Genomic DNA, 22,346 nt, shown 5'->3' on the forward strand with positions numbered 1-22,346 from the left:
GCGACGGCTCGCGCCCGCGTCTCGGCGTGCGCGGTCGAGCGCGCACGCGGCGGCGGAACCGCCCTCGCGCCCGCGTGGGAGAATGGAGTCCGGCCCGCGATCCCGAACCACCGAGAGGCACCCATGACCCCGCTTCCCCCGCAGCCCATCAGCCCCCTCGACGGCCGCTACCGCGCCGCAGTCTCCGGCCTCGGCGACACCCTCTCCGAGGCGGGGCTCAACAAGGCCCGGGTGCACGTCGAAGTCGAATGGCTCGCGTACCTCACCGAGCACTCGCTGCTGGGCGCGACGCCGCTGCCCGCGGCCGAGCTGCAGGCGCTGCGCGACTGGGCGGCGAACTTCGGCCAGGCCGAGATCGACCAGCTCGCCGAGACCGAGCGCACCACCCAGCACGACGTGAAGGCCGTCGAGTACCTCGTGCGCGGCAAGCTCGACGAGCTCGACCTCGGCCGCCTCGCCGAACTCACCCACGTGTGCTGCACGAGCGAGGACATCAACAACCTCTCCTACGCGCTGACCGTGAAGCAGGCGATCGCCGACGTGTGGCGCCCGAAGTTCGAGACCGTCATCGCCGAGCTCGCCCGCCAGGCCGAGCAGTACCGCGAACTGCCCATGATGAGCCGCACCCACGGCCAGCCGGCGACGCCGACGACGCTCGGCAAGGAGCTCGCGGTCTTCGTGCACCGCCTGGAGCGGCAGCTCAACCAGATCGACGACGTCGAATACCTCGGCAAGTTCTCGGGCGCCACCGGCACCTTCGCCGCGCACCTCGCCGCGGATCCCCGCACCGACTGGGCGCAGGTCTCGCAGGAGTTCGTGGAGGGCCTCGGCCTCGACTGGAACCCCCTCACCACCCAGATCGAGTCGCACGACTGGCAGGCCGAGCTGTACACGCGGATCGCGCACGCCAACCGCATTCTGCACAACCTCGCGACCGATATCTGGAGCTACATCTCCATCGGCTACTTCCGCCAGATCCCGGTCGCCGGCGCCACCGGTTCGTCGACAATGCCGCACAAGGTCAACCCGATCCGCTTCGAGAACGCCGAGGCCAATCTCGAGCTGTCGAACGCGATCCTCGACTCGCTGGCCGCCACGCTCGTGACCAGCCGCTGGCAGCGCGACCTCACCGACTCGTCGGCGCAGCGCAACATCGGCGTCGGCCTCGGCCACTCGGTGCTCGCGCTCGACAACATCCTCAAGGGGCTCGGCCAGATCGATGCCGCCCCCGAGGCGCTCGCGGCGGATCTCGACGCGAACTGGGAGGTGCTCGGCGAGGCGATCCAGACCGTGATCCGCGCCGAGGTGACGGCCGGCCGCTCCACGATCAAGGATCCCTACGCCGCGCTCAAGGAGCTCACCCGCGGCCGCCGCATCGGCCAGGCCGAGCTCGTCGAGTTCGTGCAGGGCCTCGAGATCGGCGACGAGGCGAAGCAGCGACTGCTCGCGCTCACGCCCGCCACCTATGTGGGCGACGCGGCGCGGCTGCTCGACTACCTGCAGCGCTAGGGTGTGCGGATCCGCGCGATCCGCCGCCCCACCTGATCCGCGCGCCGCGCGCGCGAACGCCCCCGCCAGCTGACGGGGGCGTTCGCGATTTCGCCCTCGCGATTTCGCCCTCGCGATTGGCGCGTCACCGCTTCGTGGCGCATCAGGCGCGATGGCGGCTTCTGGGCGCGGTGCCGTCGACCCCGGTCCCTTGCCGCTTCACGACGAGATGTGCCAGAGTGGAAACATCCGATGAAAGGACCGCAGTGACCGAGAACCTCACGGCCGCCGACCGCTTCGCCCGTCAGCGCGTGCGCCACCGCTTCACCGCTCGCGAGGCCGTCGTGACGGCGGTGAGTTCGCCGGCCGAGCCGTTCATCCGCATCACGCTCTCCGGCCCAGACCTGCACGACTTCGTCTCGGACGGCCCCGCGGATCACGCCAGGCTCTTCTTCCCGCACCCGATCACCGGCGAGCTCGTCGCCCCCGCCCCCGTCGGGCCCGGTGAGGACGGCATCGTACGCCCCGAGGCGCCGATGTTCCCGCGCGACTTCACCCCTCTGAACCTGCGCACCGACCCCGACACGGGCCTGCGCGCCTTCGACGTCGACTTCCTGCAGCACCCCGATCCCGGCCCCGCATCGGCGTGGGCGGCCGCGGCTCAGCCCGGAGATCGGCTCGTGGTGGTGGGGCCCCGCGGCTCGGCGACCGCACCGCAGGGCGCCGACAGGCTGCTGCTGATCGTCGACCCCTCGGCGCTCCCCGCCGCCGCCCGCTGGATCGCCTCCGTGCCCGAGCGCACCGACATCGAGGTCGTCGTCGACGCCTCCCCCGCCGATCTCGAGTGGATCGAGCCCTACCTGCACGAGCAGGGCGGCCGGCCCGTGAACGTCACCGAGGCGTTCGGCACCCTCGCCGACGCCGCCACGGACGCCGGCATCGACGACGGCACCTTCCTCTTCGCGGCGGGCGAGGCCACCCGACTCATCCCGCTGCGCCGCCTGGTGAAGTACGAGTACGGGCTCCCCCGCGAGCAGTACGCTCTCAGCGGCTACTGGAAGCGCGGCATGGTGAACTTCGATCATCACGCCCCCATCGACCCCGAGGATCCCGAGGACTGAGCGGCGGCGCGGGTGGCGGTGCCTGCGGTCCGCGGTGCGGATCGGCGGGCACGCTCGACGGCACGGATCCGCGAGACACGCCCTAGCATGGTGCCATGGGTTCCGTGCAGCGATCGCGCATCTCAGTCACGGCCGTACTCGACGAGTTCTTCTTCGTGTACGCCGGGATCGCGGCCGTCTGGCTGGCCTGGCTCACCCTCACCGAGAGTTTCAGCTTCGGCTGGTTCGGCGTGCTGTCGGTCATCGCCTTCTGGGTGCTGCTCGCCTACCTGGCACTCCCCCGCGTGCACCGCATCCTCACCACCATCTACGTGCCCGACTACTTCATCGGACGCACCCGCACGAGCGACGGTCTGCTGGGCGACCCCATCAACCTCTCGCTGCGCGGCACCGAGCCGCAGCTGCACGAGGCGATGGAGCGCGCGGGCTGGACCCGCGCAGACCCGGTCACGCTGCGCTCCTCGTGGGGCATCGTGGTGTCGACGGTGACGCGCCGCAGCTACGACCGCGCGCCGGTGAGCCCGCTGTTCCTCTTCGGGCGCATGCAGGACGTCGCCTACCAGCAGGAGGTCGCGGGCAACCCTGCGAAGCGCCACCACGTGCGCTTCTGGCGCACTCCCGACGGCTGGCTGCTGCCCGGCGGGGCCCGGGTCGATTGGCTGGGCGCCGGCACCTTCGATCGCGCGGTCGGCTTCTCGCTGTTCACGCTGCAGATCACGCACAAGATCGACGCCGACATCGATGTGGAGCGGGATCACGTCGTCTCGACCGTGCTGAGCGCCAATCCGGCGGCGCACGTCGAGATCCTCGCCGACTTCTCGACCGGCTACCACTCGCGCAACGGCGGGGGCGACACGATCCGCACCGACGGCGACCTGCCGGTCGTCGATCTGACCGGAACCGGAGGCGCCTCGTGACAGATCGGCCCCGCAAGCGCGCGGCGCTGGAACCCGCCGCCGCCCTCTTCGATCGGGAGACGGAGGCTGCGCCGCCGAGCCGCCGGCCGCTCTCCATCTCCGGCGGCACCGCGCTCGTCGTCGCGCGCGCCGCGGGCACCGCGCTGTGGAGTGCGGCGCTGCTGCGCGAGTGGGGGCCGATCCGCGGCGAGCTCGACCTCGATCCGGGTGAGTCCGGCGTTGTGCTCGGAGTGCTGCTCGGTTTCCAGGGGTTCTGGATGCTGCTGCTGCTCGCGCTCGCCTGGCTGGTCTGGCGCGGCGGCAACGGCGCGCGGCTGCTGGTGCTGTTCGGCGCGACCGCGAGCATCACGGCCTCCGCGGTGGCCTACTTCGCGGCCGGCGAGGAGATCACGGTGCGCACCACGTTGCTGACGCTCGCGCTCGACATCCTGATCCTGCTGGCGCTCTCCAGTCGGGATGCGCGCGCCTGGACGCGCCGTCGCCGCGACTGAGACTGGCGAGCCGCTGCGGGCAGCAGGCCGCGAACGGCGTCCGGCGAGGTGCGACGCCAGTCGACGTCAGCCCGCGCAGACCCGGACGATCAGTGCCAGTCTTCGCCCTCGGGTCGGTGCAGATCCTTGCGGGCTTCGAGGTCTTCCTGGCTCGGCTTCCCACCGAGGCCGACGAGCGCGACCATCATCACGGAGACGATGAACCCGACGCCCAGGAAGATGAGCGCGAGCACCCAGTCGCGGGTCGCCATGAGCACGATGACGCCCGCGAAGACGCCCAGCACGGCGGAGAAGCCGACGAGCTCGAGCGGTCGCAGGCGGTCACGGCGCGACGGGGTCACGGGATCCTGCGGTGCGGGCTCGTTGGGCTCAGTCATCGTCTGCTTTCAGTTCGGGGAGCGTGTGGGGGGTCAGCGCGCGTCGGCGGCGGGCTGCGCTGCGGCAGTCGCGCGACGGGTGTCGAACGCGGAGATGCCGAGGAAGACGCCGTTGAGCACGGCGTAGGCGCCGAAGAAGCCGAGCACGGCGACCGGGTCTTCGCGAACGAGCAGTGCCAGCAGCGCCAGCAGCACGCCGGAGGCGCCGAGCAGCGTGGAGTCTTGCCGGCTGCCGGGCTGCACCACGCCGCCGATGAATTCGAGCAGTGCGCTCACGAGCGACCAGGCGGCGATGAGCACCGCGAAGCCGATGGCGGAAGCGGTGAACGGCACGATGACCGCGGCCGCGATCGCGACGATGCCGAGCATGAGCGGCAGCGAGCTGGGGCTCTTCGAGCGACGGGCGACCCACTCGATGAGGTGCGCGACGCCGATGCCCCCGAGGGCCGCCGCGGTGATGCCGAGGTCGAAGCCGAGTCGCTCGTGCATGGTCGCGCTGAACGCGATCGCCAGGCCTGCGATGAGGAGCACAGCCACGCGCACCAGTCGCACGGGGCGGGAGACCGCGACGTGCGGGGTCGTCGGCTCCGCAGCGCTCGGAACAGCAGCGGACATGAGACCCCTTTCTTCGTCTGGAAGTCTATCGCGTCCCGCCGCGAGCTCGCTGAGGGGCCGCCCGGCGTCGCTCACCGTGGGGAGACTCTACGGCCGCGCATCTACGCTTGCGGGATGCGTCCCGGTGAACGGAACCCGCTCCTAGACGCGAGGGGGTCTGCCCTACCGCCGCGCATCTACGCTTGCGGGATGCGCCATAAACTCAGACGCCCTGTGGCATGTCCTGGAAGCGCGAGTAGTGGCCCTGGAAGGCCACGGTGACGGTGCCCGTGGGCCCGTTGCGCTGCTTGGCGAGGATGAAGTCGGCCTCGCCCGCGCGCGGGCTGTCGCGGTCGCCCACGGCCTCGCGGTGCAGCAGGATGACCATATCGGCGTCCTGCTCGAGCGAGCCCGACTCTCGCAGGTCGCTGATGGCCGGCATCTTGTCGGCGCGCTGCTCGGAGGCACGGTTGAGCTGCGACAGCGCGATCACGGGTACGTCGAGCTCCTTCGAGAGCAGCTTGAGCGCTCGCGAGAACTCGCTGACCTCCTGCTGGCGACTCTCGGCCTTCTTGCCGCTCGACAACAGCTGCAGGTAGTCGATGACGACCATCCGCAAGCCGTGCTGCTGTTTGAGGCGGCGGCACTTCGCGCGGATCTCGACGAGGGTGAGGTTGGGGCTGTCGTCGATGAAGAGGGGGGCCTCGGCGACACGGGCCTGCGTGGCTGCGAGCTTCTGGAAGTCGCGGTTGTCGAGCGAGCCCTTGCGGAGCGTCTGCATCGGGATGGAGGCCTCGGCGGCGAGCAGTCGCATGGCGATCTCGGCGCGCCCCATTTCGAGCGAGAAGAAGACGGTGGGAGCGTTCGCGTGCACGGAGGCGTTACGGGCCACGTCCATGGCGAGCGTCGACTTACCCATGGCCGGTCGGGCCGCGATGATGATCATCTGTCCGCCTGCGAAGCCGTTGGTCATGGCGTCGAGTTCGCTGAAGCCGGTGGGCACGCCGAGCATGCCGTCGGCCGCGCCGTTCGCCTTGTTGATCTCTTCGAGGGCGGCGTCGACGGCGAGGTGCAGCGGCACGTAGTCTTCGCCCTGGGCCTCGCCGGTGACGCCGTAGATCTCGGACTGGGCGACGTTGACGAGGTCGATCGTCTCGCCCTCGCCGGCGTAGCCCATCTGCACGATGCGGGTGCCGGCCTCCACGAGTCGGCGCAGCAGCGCCTTCTCGGCCACGATCTCGGCGTAGAAGCCGGCGTTGGCCGCGGTGGGGACGATGCTGGTGAGCGTGTGCAGGTACTCGGCGCCGCCGGCGCGCTGCAGCTCGCCGGCCTTGGTGAGCTCGTCGGTGACGGTGATGACGTCGGTCGGCTCGCCGCGCGAGTAGAGCGAGAGCACTGCCTCGTAGATGACCTCGTGCTTGGGCACGTAGAGGTCGGATCCCTTCAGCATTCCGGTGACGTCGGCGACGGCGTCCTTCGAGAGCAGCATGCCGCCGAGGGCGCTCTGCTCGGCGAGCAGGTCGTAGGGCGGGGTGCGCTCGTGGCCGCGGGGCTCGTCTGCCTCGAATGGATCCGAGATGCCCAGGTGTGCGATCGACACTCGACGACTCCTTTTGTGTTGTCCGGGTCTGTTACCGATTGATGAGACACCAGACCCCCGACATTCACGGTACGAGCACCGCAGGGGCGACTCAACCGACCGCAAATCAGGCCTGTGGATAACTAGGTGTATAACTTGCCCATTTGAGCCACATCTTTTCCACACCGCTGGGGACAACTTGTGGAAAAGATTGAAGGTGGGGCGGTTTAATGCCTTTTGACCTGGTATTTTACGTTTCCACAGGGGAAAAGTTATTCAAGTTTCAGGTAGAGCTTGAGGCTTCCGCGGCGGGCGGGCATGTGGACAACTAGCGGGAAAACTCGCTCCTGTCAAAGCTTTTCGACAGCCCGCGCGCGCTGCGGCGTTCATCCGCCCGTCACCCCCCGGAAATCCGGCCGGAGAGCCCGCAAGACCCCGCTCGCAGCGCCGCCAGGACGCCCCCGCGCGCACGAAAGCGGGGCGGGATCCCGAAGGATGCCCGCCCCGCTCGAAACGCCGGGATCAGCGCTGCGCGATGACCTGCAGGGTCACCTTGGCGTCGACGCCCTCGTGCAGGTGCACGACGGCCTCGTACTCGCCGGTCGACTTGATGGTCGGCACGGTGATCTTGCGCTTGTCGATCTCGCCGAGGCCCGCCTCGGAGACCGCTGCGGCCACGGCCGCGGGCTTCACCGAGCCGAACAGGCGGCCCTCAGCACCGGTCTTCGCGAACAGGCGGATCTTGCCCTCCTGCAGCTTGGCCTTGAGCGCCTGCGCGTCCTCGGCCGAAGCGAGCGCGCGAGCATCGCGCGCGGCACGGAGCTGCGCGACCTGAGCCTCGCCACCGCGAGTCCAGTGCACCGCGTAGCCCTGCGGCACGAGGTAGTTGCGTGCGTAGCCGTTCTTGACGTCGACGACGTCACCGGCGGAACCGAGGCCCTGGACCTCGTTCGTGAGAATTACCTTCGCCATGATGTTCTTCCTTCGCGGCTCAGCGGCCGGAGCCGGCGTAGGGGAGGAGCGCCATCTCGCGGGCGTTCTTCACGGCCTTCGCGATCAGTCGCTGCTCCTGAACGGACACGCCGGTGATGCGGCGGGCGCGGATCTTGCCGCGCTCAGAGATGAACTTGCGCAGCGTCGCGACATCCTTGTAGTCGATGACGCCGACGGTCTGCTTCTTCGCGGGTGCGAGGGTCTTGGCGTTCTTACCCCGACCCGGCTTGCGGCCTGCGCCGCTGGACTTGCCTGCCATATTTGGTCTCTTTTCGTGATGCGATCCGGCTGGCCGGATCAAGAAGTTGTCTGCCTAGAAAGGCTGCTCGTCGTCGAAGCCGCCACCGAAGTCGTTGCCGCCGCCGGAAGAAGCACCGCCCTGACCGGAGTTGGTCCAGGGGTTGCCTTCCTGCTGCTGCGCAGCGGGGCGACCCCAGCTGCTCTGACCCTGAGGCTGCTGGCTGCCGCCGCCGAAGCCGCCGACCTGGCCGCGCGACTGACCGCGGCTGACCTGAGCGGTGGCGAAGCGCAGCGACGGACCGACCTCTTCGACCTCGAGGTCGAGCGAGGTGCGCTGCTGCCCCTGGTTGTCGGTGTAGCTGCGCTGCGTGAGGCGGCCCTGCACGATGACGCGCATGCCCTTCGTGAGCGATGCCGCGATGTTGTCGGCGTATTCGCCGTACGCGCGGCATCCGAGCCACAGCGGTTCGCCGTCAGACCAATCGCCCGACTGACGGTCGCGCACGCGCGGCGTCGAGGCGATCCGGAAGGTCACCCACGACTTGCCGGCCTGGCTCACGCGAGGCTCGGGGTCGGCAACGAGGTTGCCGACGACGGTGATCAGCGGCTCGCCGGCCATGAGCTACGCGCCCACCTTCGCGGCACGAGCGGCCTTGGCCTGCTCGCGCTTGGCCTGAGCAGCGCGCTGAGCGATGAGCTCGTCGGCGCGGAGCACCTTGGTGCGCAGCACGGCCTCGGAGAGACCCAGCTGACGGTCGAGCTCGGCGGTAGCCTCGGGGGTCGCGGAGAAGTTCACCACGACGTAGATGCCTTCGGCCTGCTTCTTGATCTCGTAGGCGAGACGGCGCTTGCCCCAGATGTCGACGTTCTCGATCTCGCCGCCCGCGTTGCGGATGACGCCGAGGAACTTGTCCATGCTGGGGGCCACGGTGCGCTCGTCGATACCCGGATCGAGGATCACCATGAGTTCGTACGGATGCATTACTGACCCACCTCCTTCGGACTTCACGGCCACAGGATTTCTGTGGCAGGAGGGTGTTTATGCGGTGTGCCCGTGCACTGAGCAGATCGCTCTGCACGCAGACAACTAGAACAGCTTAGCACCTTCGCGCTGCGGCCGCCCGGTCAGTTCGAGACGGGACGGAACCGCTCGACTCGGCGGATCGGCTCGCGCTGTCCGCCGACGTGCACGATCTCCTCGCCGTCGACGGTCAGCTGCGTGCCGTGCGCGCGCAGCGCGGCGACCTTGCGCTCGAACCAGGGGGAGATGTCGTATTCCTCGACCCGGTCGGCGGGATCGGCATCCGGCACGATCTCCCAGAACGGCAGGTCGAGCGCGTGGGCGACGGCTCGCGACAGCCGGTGCGCGAAGCGGTGGTCCGGGTGGCCGTAGCCGCCCCCGTCGTCGTAGCTCACGATGGCCTGGGCGCCCGCCAGATAGGCGGCGGCGAGCAGGTCGTTGAGCGCTTCGACGGCGGGCGCACCGGTGAGGGCGTCTCCGCTCGCCTCGGACGCGGCCGTCGCACGACCATCGGGGCCCCAGGCCATGCCCGAGTCCTCGTAGATGGTGGGGGGCAGGCCCTCGGCGCGCGCGGGTTCGACGCCGAGGAAGGCGTGGCGCTCCACGCCCAGCATGCCGAGCGCCGTCTTCAGCTCGTTCTGCCGCACGACCGCGAGGCCGTGCGAGCCGGCGAGCGCCTGCAGCGGCCCCGGCGTCACCTCGCCCTGCTCGCCGCGGGTCAGGGTGACGAGCAGCGGCTCGAGCCCGACCTCGGCGAGCGCGGCGAGCGTGCCGCCGGTGCAGATGGTCTCGTCGTCGGGGTGCGCGTGCACGAACATCACGCGCGACCGCCCGCCGAACCAGGCCTTCGGGTCCACCGTTTGCTCACTCATCGCACTCTCCACCTTCGTTGCGTCGTTCGGGTCTCGCGGTTCTTTCGGATCAGCTCGCTCGGATCCCTCCGAAACGACGTCCTCGTCCGAACCATCGGGCCGGCTCAGTTCTGCTGCGCGTACCAGGCGCGCAGCCGCTCCTCGGCCGCGGCCTCTCCGATGGGCCCCTCGTCGAGGCGCACTTCGAGCAGGTACTTGTAGGCGCGTCCCACGAGCGGCCCGGGCGGGATCTCGAGCAGGGCCATGATCCGCTCGCCGTCGAGTTCGGGCCGTACGGCGGCGAGCTCCTCGGCCTCGGCGAGTTCGCCGATGCGGCGCTCGATGTCGTCGTAGGCGTGGGCGAGGCGCTCGGCCTTGCGCCGATTGCGGGTGGTGACGTCGGCGCGGGTGAGGATGTGCAGACGGTCGAGCTCGTCGCCGGCGTCGCGCACGTAGCGGCGCACGGCCGAGTCGGTCCACTGCTGATCGCTGTAGCCGAAGAAGCGCAGGTGCAGCTCGACGAGGCGGGCGGTGCGTTTGATGGTGTCGTTGTCGAAGCGCAGTTCGCGCAGGCGCTTCTTCACGAGCTTCGCGCCCACCACGTCGTGGTGGTGGAAGGTGACGCCGCCGTGCTCGAAGCGCCGCGTGGCCGGCTTGCCGATGTCGTGCAGCAGCGCAGCGATTCTGAGCACCACATCGGGGGAGGGCTCGTGCCCGCGCTCCTCTTCCAGCTCGATCGCCTGCCGCAGAACGGTGAGGCTGTGCTCGTAGACGTCCTTGTGGCGGCCGTGGTCGTCCTGCGTGGAGGTGAGCGCCGTGAGCTCGGGCAGGAAGCGGTCGACGAGCCCCGTCTCCACGAGCAGCCGGATGCCCGGCACCGGGTCGGGGGTCGACAGCAGCTTCACGAACTCGTCGCGCACCCGCTCGGCGGAGATGATGTCGAGGCGCTCGGCGAGCTCCCACATCGACGCCTGCGTCTCCGGCACCACTTCGAAGCCGAGCTGCGATGCGAAGCGCGCGGCGCGCAGCATCCGCAGCGGGTCGTCGGTGAACGATGCTTCGGGGGAGCCGGGGGTGCGGATCCGCCCGGCGAGCAGATCCTCGATGCCGTCCGACACGTCGACGAGGCGCATCTCGGGCAGCATGAGCGCGAGCGCGTTGATGGTGAAGTCGCGGCGCACGAGGTCGCCCTCGATCGTGTCGCCGAAGCTCACTTCGGGTTTGCGCGAGTCGTCGCGGTAGGTCTCGGCGCGGTAGGTGGTGATCTCCACGGTCTCGCCGTGCAGCCGGGCTGCGATCGTGCCGAAGTCGCGGCCCACGTCCCACACGTTCTTCGTCAGCGTGTCGAGGATCGCGCGCGTCTCATCGGGGTGGGCGGAGGTGGTGAAGTCGAGGTCGGTGACCGATCTGCCGAGCAGCGCGTCGCGCACGGGGCCGCCGACGAGCGCGAACTCGTGGCCGCGGTCGGCGAACGCCTGGGCGAGGGTCGCGACCGGAGCGGAGGCCGCGATGGTGCGCAGCGCCAGCATGGATTCGGCGAGGGAGGGCATCCAACAAGGGTACCTGGGCACGCGTGTCGGGGGTGCTCCCTAGACTGGTGCCCATGTCGTCATCCGCCAGGTCTCGCGCGCGCTCGCTCATCGCGGCAGCGCTCTCGCTGGGCCTGCTGGGCGCCCCTGCGGCGGCGAAGGCGGCGACCGAGATGCCGGCCGCGAAGGCCGCCGATGCGACGGTGCTCGCGTCTCCGCGCGAGCCCGTGCTCGGCAGTGATGCGACGGAGCTGCAGGTCGACGTGCTGATCGACAATCGTGGTGCGCAGCCGCTGGCCGAGACCACGGTCGAGCTGGCGCTCGATCCGCGCCCGATCGAGTCCACCGACGACCTCGACGGCGTGTTCCCGCAGCACCCGCTCGATCTCGGGGAGGCGCAGCTCGGGGCCACTGCGGCCGGCACCGAGCAGACCACCACGATCACGGTGCCGCGCGACCGGCTGCCCTTCACCTCGGACACCCCCTCGGGCGTGTATCTGCTGCGGGTGTCGGTCTCGCCCGATCTCGATGCCACCGTGCCGCTCGTGTGGCAGGGCGGCACGTGGCCGGGCAAGGGCGGCGAGGGCCGACCCGTGCGACTCGGCATGATCGTGCCGATCGTGCTGCCGAGCGACATCCACACGCTGCCCACCCGTTCGCAGCTCGCGGAGCTGCAGCCGGGCTGGTCGCAGCTGCTCGACGAGGCGCGCAGCGCGCAGGCGACGCTCGCGATCGACCCCCGGGTCGTGGCCGGTATTCGCGCCTACGGCGACGAGGCGCCCGAGCCGACCCGGCAGTTCCTGGCGCGGCTCGAGGCGAGCACGCTGCCGAATTTCCTGCTGCAGTTCGGCGATGCGGATCCCTCGGCCCAGGCCGACCTCGGCTTCTCCGCCCTGATGCAGCCGACCAACCTCGATTTCGTGACGCGGTTCGGCACCTTCACCGCCGAGACGGCGCCCGGCGATGGGGAGCCGGCTCCGAGCGGGTCCTCCGACGGTGCATCCGGGGCCGCCGTGGAGTCGGGGGCGACCGCGGGCGACGGACCCGCGGCGGGAGCCGCTGAGGACGGTGCCACCGGCAGCGAGGGCGATACCGGCAGCAACGGAGACGATACCGGCGCCGAGGGGGACGAGGGCGACGCGGCGGCGGCTCCCTCGCTCGCGCAGCTGCTGCAGTGGGACACCGTGAAGCCCACCGCCTGGCCCGCTGAGGGATCGGTGGATCAGGCCACGCTCGACTTGCTGCGCGCGTCGAACATCGCCACCGTCGTGCTCGACTCCGAGAACGTCGACCGTTCGAGCGGCGGCCCCCGCGTCGCACTCGAACAGGGCACCGCGGTCATCACCGACGCAATGCTGGCCGACTCCGCGCGCACGGCGCTCGGAGCACCGAGCGAGGTGGGGCGCGCCGCCGGCCTCTCCCGGCTCGCGGCGCAGCTGCTGCTCGCGGCGCAAAGCGGATCCGGAGACCTCGTGCTCGGTCTCGATCGTGGCGCGGTCGGCGATACCGGCGATCCGGCCCTGCTCATCGAGCAGTTGCGCGCGCTCGACTGGGTCACCCCGACGCCCATCGCCGGGCTCGACGAGGGCACGGCGCTGCTGCGCGGCTCCGACACGCTCGAGGAGCGTCGCGAGCTGCTGCGGGCCGCGGTCGGCCGCGAGTCGTCGGTGAACGAGCTCGGCGCCGTGCTCGTGAACCCCGAATACCTGAGCGGATACCAGCGCACCCGCCTGCTCGAACTGTTCGCCACCCGATACGCGGCGCCCGGCGTCGACTTCGCCGAGGTCGCGGGGCAGTACCGGGAGCGCGACGCCGAGCTGCTGCAGGGCGTGCACGCGATCACGACCGAGCGCATGCAGCTCGTGGGCGCCTCGACCCGGGTGCCCGTGCAGCTGCACAACTCGCTGCCGTTCGAGGCCGTCGTCGACGTGCAGGCCGTTCCCTCCTCGGCGGGCCTCGCGGTCGAAGAGCCCCGCTTCGCGGGAGTCCTCGTGCCGCCGGAGGGCAACGAGCGGGTGCTCGTACCCGTGCACAGCCGCGTCTCGTCGGGGGAGTCGGGTCTCGTCGTGACGGTCGCGGCCGCTTCCGGCGATCTGACCGTGTTCACCGGCACACTGCCCATCTCGATCCGCAGCGGAGTGGAGACGGTCGCGCTCACCGTGCTGGGTGTGCTCGCCTCGCTGCTGCTCGGCTTCGGCATCTACAGAAGCGTGCGCCGGCGCCGCCGCAGCGCCGCTGCCTGAGCGCGCCACGGTCCCCGCGGAATAGCCCGCGCCTAGGATTGGTTGTACCACCCGCGGCGGCCGACGGCCCGCCTCCCACTCAGCATCGTGCGCGAGGAGCTCCATGCACCAGATCATCATCATCGGTTCCGGCCCGGCCGGTTTCACCTCGGCCATCTACGCCGCCCGCGCGGGCCTGAAGCCGGTGCTCTTCGCGAGCTCGGTCGGCATCGGCGGCGAGCTGATGAACACCACCGATGTCGAGAACTTCCCCGGCTTCCCCGAGGGCATCCAGGGCCCCGACCTCATGCAGCGCATGCAGGAGCAGGCCGAGCGCTTCGGCACCGAGGTCGTCTACGACGACATCGTCGACGTCGACTTCTCGGGTGACGTCAAGCGGGTCACCGCGGGCGACGGCAGCGTGCACGAGGCCCGCACCGTGATCTACGCGACCGGTTCGGCGTACCGCAAGCTGGGGCTGTCCGACGAGGACCGCCTCTCCGGTCACGGCGTCTCCTGGTGCGCCACCTGCGACGGCTTCTTCTTCCGCGAGAAGACGATCGCTGTGGTCGGCGGCGGCGACTCCGCGATGGAGGAGGCCACCTTCCTCACCCGCTTCGCCGAGAAGGTCTACGTGATCCACCGGCGCGAGGAGCTGAAGGCGTCGAAGATCATGCAGCAGCGCGCCTTCGACAACGAGAAGATCGAGTTCATCTGGAACTCCGAGGTCGCCGCGATCCACGGCGCAGATGAGGTCACCGGCCTCACGCTGCGCAGCACCGTCGACGGCACCGAGCGGGAACTCCCGCTGCAGGGCCTCTTCATCGCGATCGGCAACGACCCGCGCACGCATCTCGTGCACGGCAAGCTCGATCTCACCGACGAGGGCACCATCGCCGTCGAGGGCCGCAGCTCGCGCACCTCGGTCGCCGGTGTCTTCGCGGCGGGCGACGTGGTCGACCCCACCTACCGGCAGGCCATCACGGCCGCAGGCTCGGGCACGGTCGCCGCGCTCGACGCCGAGCACTACCTGGCCGCCCTCGACGGCTGAGCCCCCCACCCGCGTACGAAGGAGAAGAACCATGTCAGAACCCATCAACGTCGACGAGCAGACCTTCGACAAGGTCGTCCTGCAGAGCGACATCCCCGTGCTGGTCGACTTCTGGGCGGCATGGTGCGGCCCGTGCCGTGCCGTAGCGCCCGTGCTCGACCAGATCGCGGCCGAGCAGGACGGCAAGCTGCGCATCGTCAAGCTGAACGTCGATGAGAACCCCAACCTCGCGGCGCAGTACCGCATCACTTCCATCCCCGCGATGAAGGTGTTCAAGAACGGCGAAGAGGTGCGCGAGATCATCGGCGCCATGCCGAAGCCGATGATCGAGGAGCACCTCAACGGGATCATCTGAACCGGCTCGCACCGCCGCTCCCGTTTGCGCTGATCGCGGTCAGTTGCGAAGGGAATGAACATCGAACCCCGCCCGGGCAAGCTCCTGGGCGGGGTTCGTCGTGCTGGTCGGGCGCAACGCATCCAGCGCTGCACGAGCGTTCCCGCCGAGCCCGGGAATCGTCGCGGCTACTCGGCGAGCGCCGCCAAACGATCGATCGACGCCCGCAACGACTCCGCCGTCGTCGCCCGCGCCCGGGCGAACCGCGACTCATCGGTGAGCTGCGACCAGTCGTAGACGTGCCGCACCAGCGTGCCAGCCGCAGCCGGTTCGAGCTCCCAGCGCCACACGTGCCCCCGCGGTTCCTCGCCCGCCGGAGCCGGCTTCCACGCGATCCGCCGCCCCTCCTCGAACTCGATCACGTGATTCTCGCGGCCCTCGCCGTTGTGAATGCGCATCACGAACACCTCGCCCACGCCGCGGACCCGCTGCCCCCCGGGAGCCTCGACCAGGTTGTCGTTGCCATCCCAGCGAGGTTGCTGCGCCGGATCTGCGATCAGCTCGAAGATGGCGGCCGCATCGGCGGCGATCACACGTTCAGCGGTCACGATGCGGCTCTGCTCAGTCATGCCGCCAGTCAATCACACCGGGGGAGCCGCCGCCGTTCGCCGGCCTTCGGCCGCATCGCGGGGGACTCAGCTGAAGCCGGGGTCTCCGAGCTCCGACAGAATGCGCTTGAGGTCGGCGATCGTCGCGAAGTCGATGATGATCTGCCCCTTCTTCGCGCCCAGCTTCACCGCCACCCGCGTGTCGAAACGATCGCCCAGACGATCCGCGATCTCACCGAGCTGCGCCTGCACGCCGCCCGCCCGCGGCTTCGGCACCCGACGCTTCGGCTCCTCCGACGCCGCAGCCTCCGCCGCCCGCACCGACAGGCCCTCGTTGACGATCTTCTCGGCGAGACGCTGCATCGACTCGCCATCGCCGTCGAGCGACAGGATCGCCCGCGCGTGACCCGCCGACAGCACGCCCGCAGCCACCCGGGCCTGCACCTGCTCGGGCAGGCGCAGCAACCGGATCGTGTTGGAGATCTGCGGGCGCGAACGGCCGATCCGCTCAGCCAGCTGCTCCTGCGTGATGCCGAAATCGGCGAGCAGCTGCTGATACGCCGACGCCTCCTCCAACGGATTCAGCTGCGCACGGTGCAGGTTCTCGAGCAGCGCGTCGCGCAGCATGTGCTCATCGGCGGTGCTGCGAACGATCGCGGGGATCGTCTCCAGCCCCGCACGCTTCGAGGCGCGCAGACGTCGCTCGCCCATGATCAGCTCGTACCGGGGCTCGCCCTCCGCCGGGGCGGGCTCGATCGCGCGCACCACGATGGGCTGGAAGACGCCGAACTCGCGCACGCTGTGCGTCAGCTCCTCCAGCGCCTCCTCGTCGAACTCGGTGCGAGGCTGCGAACGGTTGGGCACCACCTCGGCGACCGGCAAGCGCGTCAGCTGCGCGCCGGGCACCTCCTGCAGACGCGGGGCGTCGGTGGTCTCCGGCGCCGTATCTGTCGCCTCTTCGCTCTCGGCGGCGGCAACAGCGGCCGCGCCGTTGTTCGCGGGGAAGAACACGTCGACCGGGCGCTCCCCCGTCGAAGGCGCCTGCGGAATGAGCGCGCCGATCCCGCGGCCGAGCCCGCCTCGCTTCTTGGTCGCCATGCCTACGCCTCTCCGTCTTCGTGTGAGTCTGCCGCCTGCGGCGCACCCGCGCCGCGCTCCGCCATCTCGGCAGCCGCCTCCAGGTACGCGAGCGCACCGATCGAACCGCCGTCGTACGCGTGCACCGTCTGCCCGTAGCTCGGAGCCTCCGAGATCCGCACCGAACGCGGAATCACGGCGCCGAGCACCTGCTCGGGGAAGTGCGAACGCACCTCGCCGGCGACCTCCTGCGCGAGATTGGTGCGCGCGTCGTACATGGTGAGCAGAATCGTGGAGATCGCAAGCCCCGGGTTGAGGTGCTTCTGGATCAGCTGGATGTTGCCGAGCAGCTGGCTCAAGCCCTCCAGCGCGTAATACTCGCACTGGATCGGGATCAGCACCTCGTCAGCGGCGACGAAAGCGTTGACCGTCAGCAGCCCGAGCGACGGCGGGCAGTCGATGAACACGTAGTGGTAGGCGTGCTCGGCCTGCGCGAGGAAGCTCTGCAGAGCCGTGCGAAGGCGCTGCTCGCGCGCCACCAGGGAGACCAGCTCGATCTCGGCACCGGCCAGGTTGATCGTCGACGGCACGCAGAAGAGATTCTCGTGATCGGTGGTCGGCTGCAGCGCGTCATCGAGGCTGCTGTCTCCCAGCAGCACGTCGTAGACGCTCGTCACCTCCGGACGGTGCGGCACACCGAGCGCGGTGGAGGCGTTGCCCTGCGGATCGAGATCGATCACCAGCACCCGGGCACCGCGGCGAGCCAGCGCCGAAGCCAGATTCACCGTGGTGGTGGTCTTGCCGACGCCGCCCTTCTGGTTCGACACCGTGATGACGCGCGGCGCCGCGGGAAGCGGCGAGACCGTTTCGGCCAGTTTGCGGCGTCGCCGGATCTTGTCGACGAGGTGATCGCCGACGAGCGTCTTCTCCGCTTCAGCCATGAGTACCGATTTTAGCCCGAAACACGCGTGTGGTCTCGGCCAGCTGCCCGGCGCCGAGCTCCTCCACCGCAACCTCGCGCACCCGATGCTTGCGCAGCACCTTCTCGGCGGCGTCGATCTCGCTCTGCACCGAGGTGCCCTTGAGGAACAGCATCTCGCCGCCGTCGCGCAGCAGGGGAGCGGTGAGCGGCACGAGCTTGCGCAGCGCCGTCACCGCACGCGCGGTGACCTGGTCCACCTCGAAGGCGCCGTGGTACTCCTCGGCACGGCCCCGCAGCACCTCGACATTGTCGAGCTGCAGGCGCTCGACCTGCTCGTTCAGCCAGTTGCAGCGGCGCTCCATCGGCTCGATGAGCCTGAACTCCGCGTCGGGGCGCACGATCGCCAGTACCAGGCCCGGCATCCCGCCCCCCGTGCCGATATCGGCGACCTTCGCCCCCGCCGTGACGAGCGGAGCGAGAATCGCACTGTTCAGCAGGTGACGCGTCCAGAGGCGCGGCGGTTCGAGCGGTCCGATCAGACCGAGCTCCTCGCCGCGCGCGCCGAGATCCCGCGCGAAGTCGCGCAGCACCTCGATGCGGTCGCCGGCGATCTCCGCTGCGGCGGTCGGTTCGACCTCAAGCTGGGTCTCGCTCACTGCGCCCCCTTCGCGTTCGTGTGTGCAGTCGTGCTCAGGCAGCGAGCCCGCAGCGGCGTTTCACGTGAAACGCGCGCGCAGCCCCTCAACCGCGGCTGATGACGAGCCGGCGGTCTTTGCCCTCGCCGCGCGACTCCGAGAAGTACCCGCGCTCGGCGACGTCGTCGTGCACGAGCTTGCGCTCGTACGACGACATCGGCTCCAGCTCGACCCGCTCCAGGCCTGCGGCGATCTGGGCGATCGCAGCGTCCACCATGCCCTTGAGCTCGACCGCGCGCGCGTTGCGCGATCCGCCCACATCGATGATGAGCCGCGAGAAGCGCCCGGTCTTCGCCTGCACCGCAAGACGAGTGAGATCCTGCAGCGCCTGCACCGCGTCCGGAGTCGCGAGGCGATCCAGGTCGGTGCCGCCCCCGTTGACCGCGACATAGGCGCGCCCGTTCGCGACGTCGATGTCGATGTCGCCGCCGAGATCGGCGATGTCGAGCAGCCCCTCGATGTAGTCGGCAGCCAGATCGCCGTCGGATTCCAGCTCTTCGACAGCCGGCTCCGCGTGCGCGCGGTCGGCGATGGCCTCGTCAGTGCTCACAGTGCCCTCACTTTTTCTTCTTCTTGGCGCGCTTCGCGCTGACGGGCTGCTGGCGCTGCCCCAGTTGCTTCGGCTGCTCGGCGACCTCAAGGGCCTTCACCTCGTCGTCGGTCAGCTTACCCTTCGCCTTCAGGCGGGCCTGACGTGAGCGCCAGGCATCGCTGCCCGGGGTGGGCATGTTGCGGATCACGATGAACTGCTGGCCCATGGTCCACAGGTTCGACGAGAACCAGTAGATGTTGAGCGCGAGCGGGAACGCGACGCCCGAGAACAGGAAGGCGAACGGGATGATGTAGAGCAGGATCCGCTGCTGACGGTACATCGGCGAGTTCTTCGTCTCGTCGGAGACGTTCTTCGACATGATCTGCAGCTGCGTGAAGAACTGCGAGACGATCATCAGCACCATGATCGTGCCGAGCAGTGCGACAACCATCCAGTTGCCGCTCTCCCAGCCCTGGGTGAAGGTCATCTTGAGCGGCGCGCCGAAGATCGAGGCCGCGTTGAAGCTCTCGGTGAGATCCTCGGTCATGAAGCCGATGCCGGTCTTGTTCTCGGCCGCGTGCCGCAGCACGTAGAAGAGCGAGAAGAAGATGGGCATCTGGATGAGGATCGGCAGGCACGAGGCGAAGGGGTTGGTGCCGTGCTTCTTGTACAGCGCCATCGTCTCGCGGCTCATGGCCTCGCGCGAGAACTGATCCTTCTTGCCCTTGTACTTGTCCTGGACCTTCTTCAGCTCAGGAGCGATCTCCATCATGCGGCGCTGCGACTTGATCTGCCGCACCATCACCGGGATGAGCGCCGAGCGCACCACGACCACCAGGCCGATGATCGACAGCACCCAGGTCACACCCGAGGCGGGATCCAGGCCGAGCGCGGTGAAGAGCCAGTGCCAAGCCCACAGCACGAGCTCGACGAGCCAGCGCAGCGGCCAAAGTATCGTTTCGAAGAAGTCCACCGGGATCAGGCCTTTCGCTCGATGGGGCGGACGAAGCCGCGCTGATTGATCACAAAGTTCTGGCGCCGCCCGGGCGAGACGTCATCGACGCCGCCGGGGCTGAACGGGTTGCAGCGCAGCAGACGCCAGATCGTCAAAATCGATCCGACGATGAATCCGCGCAGTTGATACGCCTCCACAGCGTATCGGGAACACGATGGGTAATACCTGCAGACCTGGCCGTAGAGCGGCGAGATGAAGCGGCGGTAGAGGTGCATGAAGCCGATCATCAGATTCCGCGGCAGGAACCAGAGGTCGTAGGCCAGGCGCCTCATCTCGGTTCCCCTCCGAGCACGTCGCGCTCGACCCTGTCGAGCGCGCGGTTCATCTCCCGCTCCAACTCGGCGAACGGGACCTCCGCCGCAGCCGGCAGAGCGCGGAAGACGATATCCGCACCCCGCATTCCGAGCTGGATACGGCGCTCGACCACAGTCTTCATGCGCCGCCTCACCAGATTTCGGGTGACCGCGTTGCCGACAGCCTTGGAGATGATGAAACCGAAACGGGCCGGGGCGGGCTGAGTCGCCTCGGCGGTGCTGCGGTCTACGTTCCCGTCGGAGGGGCTGAGCTCTGCGGGATTTCCGGCGTCGGGGCCTCCCTGAGAACGCAAAACCGCGTGGGTGATGCAGAACGCACCACCCACGCGGCGGCCGGTTCGCACGACGAACCGGTAATCCTCACCCCGGGTAACGCGATGCCGCTTGGCAGGCACGATGGTCCAGGGAAGAAGAGACGACTACGCGGTGAGCTTCGAGCGGCCCTTGCCGCGACGAGCCGCGACAATGGCGCGGCCGGCACGCGTGCGCATGCGGGCGCGGAAGCCGTGCACCTTGGCGCGACGACGGTTGTTGGGCTGGAACGTACGCTTGCTCATGAAAGACTCCGTGACTTATGGAACAGATCCCCGCAGCTCGGAGCGTCGAGGAAGTCGGAATTGGGCAGGGCTGCAATGGCTGCCGCCCATACAAGGTCTTTACTTTACGCCCAATTCGGGCCGCAGTCAAAGCGGATTCCTGTCGTTCCTCGCCGCGCACCGCCCGCGCAATTCCAGACTTGCCTGTGGACAAATCTGTGACTAACGTGGGCGCAGGTGTTCGTCCGGCCCGAACTCCCCAGTAATCCCGGGGATTCACGCTCGTCAAGCTGTGGATAAAGCTGGGCATAACATATCTTCTTCCAGCTACGAGACCGAACCGAGTATCCGCGTGACAGACGACGAACTGCAAGAAGTCTGGGGCCGAGTCACCCAGACCGTCATGGCCGATCCCGCCGTTGGTCCGGCCGTCGGCGCGCAACTGGCTCTCGCAGTTCCCCGAGGCATCGCCGCCGGAACCCTCTACCTCGCCGTGCAGCTCGAGTTCACGCTCAAGCTCCTCGAGAACCGCCTGCGCCCCGCGATCATGAACGCCATCGCAGGCATCCCCGAAGCGCAGGAGATCGAGAACTTCGTGGTGATCGTCGACGAGGACGCCCACCCGGCGCTCGATCCCGAACCGGAGCCCACAGCCGCGCCGGCAGCGGCTCCGCTGCACGGACTCGATACTGACCCGGGCCTGCACGCCAGTGCACCGCTGCGCCACGATGCCCATCGCCCCGTCTCCGAGCCGCGCAGCCGGCACGGGATCGACGAGCAGCTCGACAGCCGCCTCAATGAGAAGTACCGCTTCGACAGCTTCGTCATCGGACAGTCCAACCGATTCGCCCACGCGGCTGCGGTCGCCGTGGCCGAGGCGCCGGCACGCGCCTACAACCCGCTCTTCATCTACGGCGACTCCGGTCTGGGCAAGACGCACCTGCTCCACGCCATCGGTCACTACGCCCGCGAGCTGTTCCCCAGTGTTCGCGTGCGCTACGTCAGCTCCGAAGACTTCACGAACGACTTCATCAACTCGATCGCGAACAACCAGGGCGCCGCCTTCCACGCCCGCTACCGCAGCGTGGACATCCTGCTCGTCGACGACATCCAGTTCCTCGAGGACAAGGTCGAGACGCAGGAGGCGTTCTTCCACACCTTCAACACCCTGCACGATCACAACAAGCAGGTCGTCATCACGAGCGACGTGCAGCCGAAGCAGCTGCGCGGTTTCGAGGAGCGGATGCTGTCCCGCTTCGAGTGGGGTCTGCTGACCGACATCCAGGCGCCCGACCTCGAGACGCGCATCGCGATCCTCCGTAAGAAGGCGCAGCGCGAGAGCCTGGAGATCGATCACAACATCCTCGAGTTCATCGCCAGCAAGTTCTCCTCGAACATTCGAGAGCTCGAGGGCACCCTGATCCGCGTGACCGCTTATGCGAGTCTCAATCAGCAGCGCATCGACATGCCGCTCGTGCACACCGTGCTCAAGGATCTCATCACCCTCGACGCCGACAACGAGGTGCAGCCCTCCGACATCATCAGCCGCACCGCCGAGTACTTCGATCTGTCGGTCGACGACCTGTACGGCCCCACGCGCGCCCAGCAGATCGCGACGGCGCGGCAGATCGCGATGTACCTCTGCCGTGAACTGACCCCGCTGTCGCTGCCGAAGATCGGGCAGCTCTTCGGGGGGCGCGACCACACGACCGTGATGTACGCGCACAAGAAGATCTCGCAGCTCATCGCGGAGCGGCGATCGATCTACAACCAGGTGACCGAGCTCACGACGCGCATCAAGCAGGGCTCCCGCTGAGGGCTTCGTCCGCCGCTTGCGGC

General features: G+C 68.9%; 26 protein-coding genes. 8 read left to right on the forward strand and 18 right to left on the reverse strand.

Features of this window, described 5'->3' with window-relative positions; translation table 11 throughout:
• Positions 1–123: 123 nt before the first annotated feature.
• The 4 genes from purB to H629_RS14570 all read left to right on the forward strand — a co-directional run bounded on the left by purB (position 124) and on the right by H629_RS14570 (position 4,017).
• Complete coding sequence (gene purB, locus H629_RS0108840) at positions 124–1,509, forward strand: adenylosuccinate lyase (RefSeq protein ID WP_024356913.1); 1,386 nt, start codon at positions 124–126, stop codon at positions 1,507–1,509.
• 245 nt (positions 1,510–1,754) lie between these two features.
• The gene (locus H629_RS0108845) at positions 1,755–2,609 is read left to right on the forward strand and encodes a siderophore-interacting protein (protein WP_024356914.1); all 855 of its coding nucleotides are present in this window, start codon (positions 1,755–1,757) and stop codon (positions 2,607–2,609) included.
• Between the two features lie 95 nt (positions 2,610–2,704).
• Positions 2,705–3,526: an LssY C-terminal domain-containing protein gene (locus H629_RS0108850; RefSeq protein WP_024356915.1), complete on the forward strand. Its 822-nt coding sequence runs from the start codon at positions 2,705–2,707 to the stop codon at positions 3,524–3,526.
• Positions 3,523–4,017, forward strand: a complete 495-nt coding sequence (locus H629_RS14570; RefSeq protein WP_024356916.1) for a hypothetical protein — start codon at positions 3,523–3,525, stop codon at positions 4,015–4,017. The genes H629_RS0108850 and H629_RS14570 overlap by 4 nt, the downstream gene beginning before the upstream one ends.
• Before the next feature lie 89 nt (positions 4,018–4,106).
• Here the strand turns inward: H629_RS14570 and H629_RS0108860 are convergent, their stop codons facing one another.
• From H629_RS0108860 to H629_RS0108900, 9 genes are all read right to left on the reverse strand, one after another.
• A complete protein-coding gene (locus H629_RS0108860) occupies positions 4,107–4,394 on the reverse strand; it encodes an ABC transporter ATP-binding protein (RefSeq protein ID WP_024356917.1) in 288 nt (95 codons plus the stop codon).
• Between the two features lie 33 nt (positions 4,395–4,427).
• Complete coding sequence (locus H629_RS0108865; protein ID WP_024356918.1) at positions 4,428–5,009, reverse strand: DUF308 domain-containing protein; 582 nt, start codon at positions 5,007–5,009, stop codon at positions 4,428–4,430.
• Positions 5,010–5,211: 202 nt separating this feature from the next.
• A complete protein-coding gene (gene dnaB / locus H629_RS0108870; RefSeq protein WP_024356919.1) occupies positions 5,212–6,588 on the reverse strand; it encodes a replicative DNA helicase in 1,377 nt (458 codons plus the stop codon).
• A 501-nt stretch (positions 6,589–7,089) separates the two neighbouring features.
• Complete coding sequence (gene rplI / locus H629_RS0108875; RefSeq protein ID WP_024356920.1) at positions 7,090–7,539, reverse strand: 50S ribosomal protein L9; 450 nt, start codon at positions 7,537–7,539, stop codon at positions 7,090–7,092.
• Between the two features lie 19 nt (positions 7,540–7,558).
• On the reverse strand, positions 7,559–7,819 hold the full coding sequence (gene rpsR / locus H629_RS0108880) for a 30S ribosomal protein S18 (protein ID WP_017884085.1): 261 nt from the start codon (positions 7,817–7,819) through the stop codon (positions 7,559–7,561).
• A 54-nt stretch (positions 7,820–7,873) separates the two neighbouring features.
• The gene (gene ssb, locus H629_RS0108885; protein ID WP_024356921.1) at positions 7,874–8,419 is read right to left on the reverse strand and encodes a single-stranded DNA-binding protein; all 546 of its coding nucleotides are present in this window, start codon (positions 8,417–8,419) and stop codon (positions 7,874–7,876) included.
• 3 nt (positions 8,420–8,422) lie between these two features.
• Positions 8,423–8,782, reverse strand: a complete 360-nt coding sequence (gene rpsF, locus H629_RS0108890) for a 30S ribosomal protein S6 (RefSeq protein WP_017884087.1) — start codon at positions 8,780–8,782, stop codon at positions 8,423–8,425.
• A 143-nt stretch (positions 8,783–8,925) separates the two neighbouring features.
• Entirely contained in the window at positions 8,926–9,693 is a 768-nt protein-coding gene (locus H629_RS0108895) for a PIG-L deacetylase family protein (protein WP_029746783.1), read from the reverse strand.
• 104 nt (positions 9,694–9,797) lie between these two features.
• Positions 9,798–11,222 carry a CCA tRNA nucleotidyltransferase gene (locus H629_RS0108900; protein WP_024356923.1) on the reverse strand — a complete coding sequence of 475 codons (1,425 nt, stop codon included), beginning with the start codon at positions 11,220–11,222 and terminating at the stop codon, positions 9,798–9,800.
• 53 nt (positions 11,223–11,275) lie between these two features.
• On the opposite strand from H629_RS0108900, the gene H629_RS0108905 reads away from it, so the two are divergent.
• From H629_RS0108905 to trxA, 3 genes are all read left to right on the forward strand, one after another.
• Positions 11,276–13,444, forward strand: coding sequence for a DUF6049 family protein (locus tag H629_RS0108905; protein WP_024356924.1), 2,169 nt, complete (start codon positions 11,276–11,278; stop codon positions 13,442–13,444).
• A 103-nt stretch (positions 13,445–13,547) separates the two neighbouring features.
• Entirely contained in the window at positions 13,548–14,474 is a 927-nt protein-coding gene (gene trxB, locus H629_RS0108910; RefSeq protein WP_024356925.1) for a thioredoxin-disulfide reductase, read from the forward strand.
• A 31-nt stretch (positions 14,475–14,505) separates the two neighbouring features.
• Entirely contained in the window at positions 14,506–14,829 is a 324-nt protein-coding gene (gene trxA / locus H629_RS0108915; RefSeq protein ID WP_017884092.1) for a thioredoxin, read from the forward strand.
• A gap of 167 nt (positions 14,830–14,996) precedes the next feature.
• On the opposite strand, the gene H629_RS0108920 is transcribed toward trxA, so the two are convergent.
• From H629_RS0108920 to rpmH, 9 genes are all read right to left on the reverse strand, one after another.
• Positions 14,997–15,437, reverse strand: a complete 441-nt coding sequence (locus H629_RS0108920) for an SRPBCC family protein (protein WP_024356926.1) — start codon at positions 15,435–15,437, stop codon at positions 14,997–14,999.
• Between the two features lie 66 nt (positions 15,438–15,503).
• On the reverse strand, positions 15,504–16,514 hold the full coding sequence (locus tag H629_RS0108925; RefSeq protein WP_024356927.1) for a ParB/RepB/Spo0J family partition protein: 1,011 nt from the start codon (positions 16,512–16,514) through the stop codon (positions 15,504–15,506).
• 2 nt (positions 16,515–16,516) lie between these two features.
• Positions 16,517–17,434, reverse strand: a complete 918-nt coding sequence (locus H629_RS0108930; protein WP_024356928.1) for a ParA family protein — start codon at positions 17,432–17,434, stop codon at positions 16,517–16,519.
• Complete coding sequence (rsmG, locus tag H629_RS0108935; RefSeq protein ID WP_024356929.1) at positions 17,427–18,071, reverse strand: 16S rRNA (guanine(527)-N(7))-methyltransferase RsmG; 645 nt, start codon at positions 18,069–18,071, stop codon at positions 17,427–17,429. Before rsmG ends, H629_RS0108930 begins: the two co-directional genes overlap by 8 nt.
• Positions 18,072–18,156: 85 nt before the next feature.
• On the reverse strand, positions 18,157–18,660 hold the full coding sequence (locus H629_RS0108940) for a Jag family protein (protein ID WP_024356930.1): 504 nt from the start codon (positions 18,658–18,660) through the stop codon (positions 18,157–18,159).
• A gap of 7 nt (positions 18,661–18,667) precedes the next feature.
• The gene (yidC, locus tag H629_RS0108945) at positions 18,668–19,615 is read right to left on the reverse strand and encodes a membrane protein insertase YidC (RefSeq protein WP_024356931.1); all 948 of its coding nucleotides are present in this window, start codon (positions 19,613–19,615) and stop codon (positions 18,668–18,670) included.
• A 5-nt stretch (positions 19,616–19,620) separates the two neighbouring features.
• Complete coding sequence (yidD, locus tag H629_RS0108950) at positions 19,621–19,929, reverse strand: membrane protein insertion efficiency factor YidD (protein WP_024356932.1); 309 nt, start codon at positions 19,927–19,929, stop codon at positions 19,621–19,623.
• On the reverse strand, positions 19,926–20,366 hold the full coding sequence (gene rnpA, locus H629_RS14820) for a ribonuclease P protein component (RefSeq protein WP_076623979.1): 441 nt from the start codon (positions 20,364–20,366) through the stop codon (positions 19,926–19,928). The genes yidD and rnpA overlap by 4 nt, the downstream gene beginning before the upstream one ends.
• Before the next feature lie 24 nt (positions 20,367–20,390).
• The gene (gene rpmH / locus H629_RS0108960; protein WP_010155609.1) at positions 20,391–20,528 is read right to left on the reverse strand and encodes a 50S ribosomal protein L34; all 138 of its coding nucleotides are present in this window, start codon (positions 20,526–20,528) and stop codon (positions 20,391–20,393) included.
• A gap of 325 nt (positions 20,529–20,853) precedes the next feature.
• Here rpmH and dnaA point away from each other — a divergent pair, with 325 nt between their 5' ends.
• On the forward strand, positions 20,854–22,323 hold the full coding sequence (gene dnaA / locus H629_RS0108965) for a chromosomal replication initiator protein DnaA (RefSeq protein ID WP_024356934.1): 1,470 nt from the start codon (positions 20,854–20,856) through the stop codon (positions 22,321–22,323).
• The last annotated feature ends 23 nt before the right edge of the window (positions 22,324–22,346 follow it).

The organism is Leucobacter chironomi DSM 19883 (assembly GCF_000421845.1).
GTDB lineage: Bacteria > Actinomycetota > Actinomycetes > Actinomycetales > Microbacteriaceae > Leucobacter > Leucobacter chironomi.

Bases quoted from the DNA above. Each gene is read 5' to 3' on its own strand.
- H629_RS0108850 (WP_024356915.1), top strand. From the start codon at position 2,705: ATGGGTTCCGTGCAGCGATCGCGCATCTCAGTCACGGCCGTACTCGAC.
- H629_RS0108920 (WP_024356926.1), bottom strand. From the start codon at position 15,437: ATGACTGAGCAGAGCCGCATCGTGACCGCTGAACGTGTGATCGCCGCC.
- H629_RS0108925 (WP_024356927.1), bottom strand. From the start codon at position 16,514: ATGGCGACCAAGAAGCGAGGCGGGCTCGGCCGCGGGATCGGCGCGCTC.
- H629_RS0108905 (WP_024356924.1), top strand. From the start codon at position 11,276: ATGTCGTCATCCGCCAGGTCTCGCGCGCGCTCGCTCATCGCGGCAGCG.
- H629_RS0108860 (WP_024356917.1), bottom strand. From the start codon at position 4,394: ATGACTGAGCCCAACGAGCCCGCACCGCAGGATCCCGTGACCCCGTCG.
- rpsR (WP_017884085.1), bottom strand. From the start codon at position 7,819: ATGGCAGGCAAGTCCAGCGGCGCAGGCCGCAAGCCGGGTCGGGGTAAG.
- rpmH (WP_010155609.1), bottom strand. From the start codon at position 20,528: ATGAGCAAGCGTACGTTCCAGCCCAACAACCGTCGTCGCGCCAAGGTG.
- H629_RS0108930 (WP_024356928.1), bottom strand. From the start codon at position 17,434: ATGGCTGAAGCGGAGAAGACGCTCGTCGGCGATCACCTCGTCGACAAG.
- yidD (WP_024356932.1), bottom strand. From the start codon at position 19,929: ATGAGGCGCCTGGCCTACGACCTCTGGTTCCTGCCGCGGAATCTGATG.
- purB (WP_024356913.1), top strand. From the start codon at position 124: ATGACCCCGCTTCCCCCGCAGCCCATCAGCCCCCTCGACGGCCGCTAC.
- trxB (WP_024356925.1), top strand. From the start codon at position 13,548: ATGCACCAGATCATCATCATCGGTTCCGGCCCGGCCGGTTTCACCTCG.
- H629_RS0108865 (WP_024356918.1), bottom strand. From the start codon at position 5,009: ATGTCCGCTGCTGTTCCGAGCGCTGCGGAGCCGACGACCCCGCACGTC.
- H629_RS0108900 (WP_024356923.1), bottom strand. From the start codon at position 11,222: ATGCCCTCCCTCGCCGAATCCATGCTGGCGCTGCGCACCATCGCGGCC.
- ssb (WP_024356921.1), bottom strand. From the start codon at position 8,419: ATGGCCGGCGAGCCGCTGATCACCGTCGTCGGCAACCTCGTTGCCGAC.
- trxA (WP_017884092.1), top strand. From the start codon at position 14,506: ATGTCAGAACCCATCAACGTCGACGAGCAGACCTTCGACAAGGTCGTC.
- rplI (WP_024356920.1), bottom strand. From the start codon at position 7,539: ATGGCGAAGGTAATTCTCACGAACGAGGTCCAGGGCCTCGGTTCCGCC.
- rpsF (WP_017884087.1), bottom strand. From the start codon at position 8,782: ATGCATCCGTACGAACTCATGGTGATCCTCGATCCGGGTATCGACGAG.
- H629_RS0108895 (WP_029746783.1), bottom strand. From the start codon at position 9,693: ATGAGTGAGCAAACGGTGGACCCGAAGGCCTGGTTCGGCGGGCGGTCG.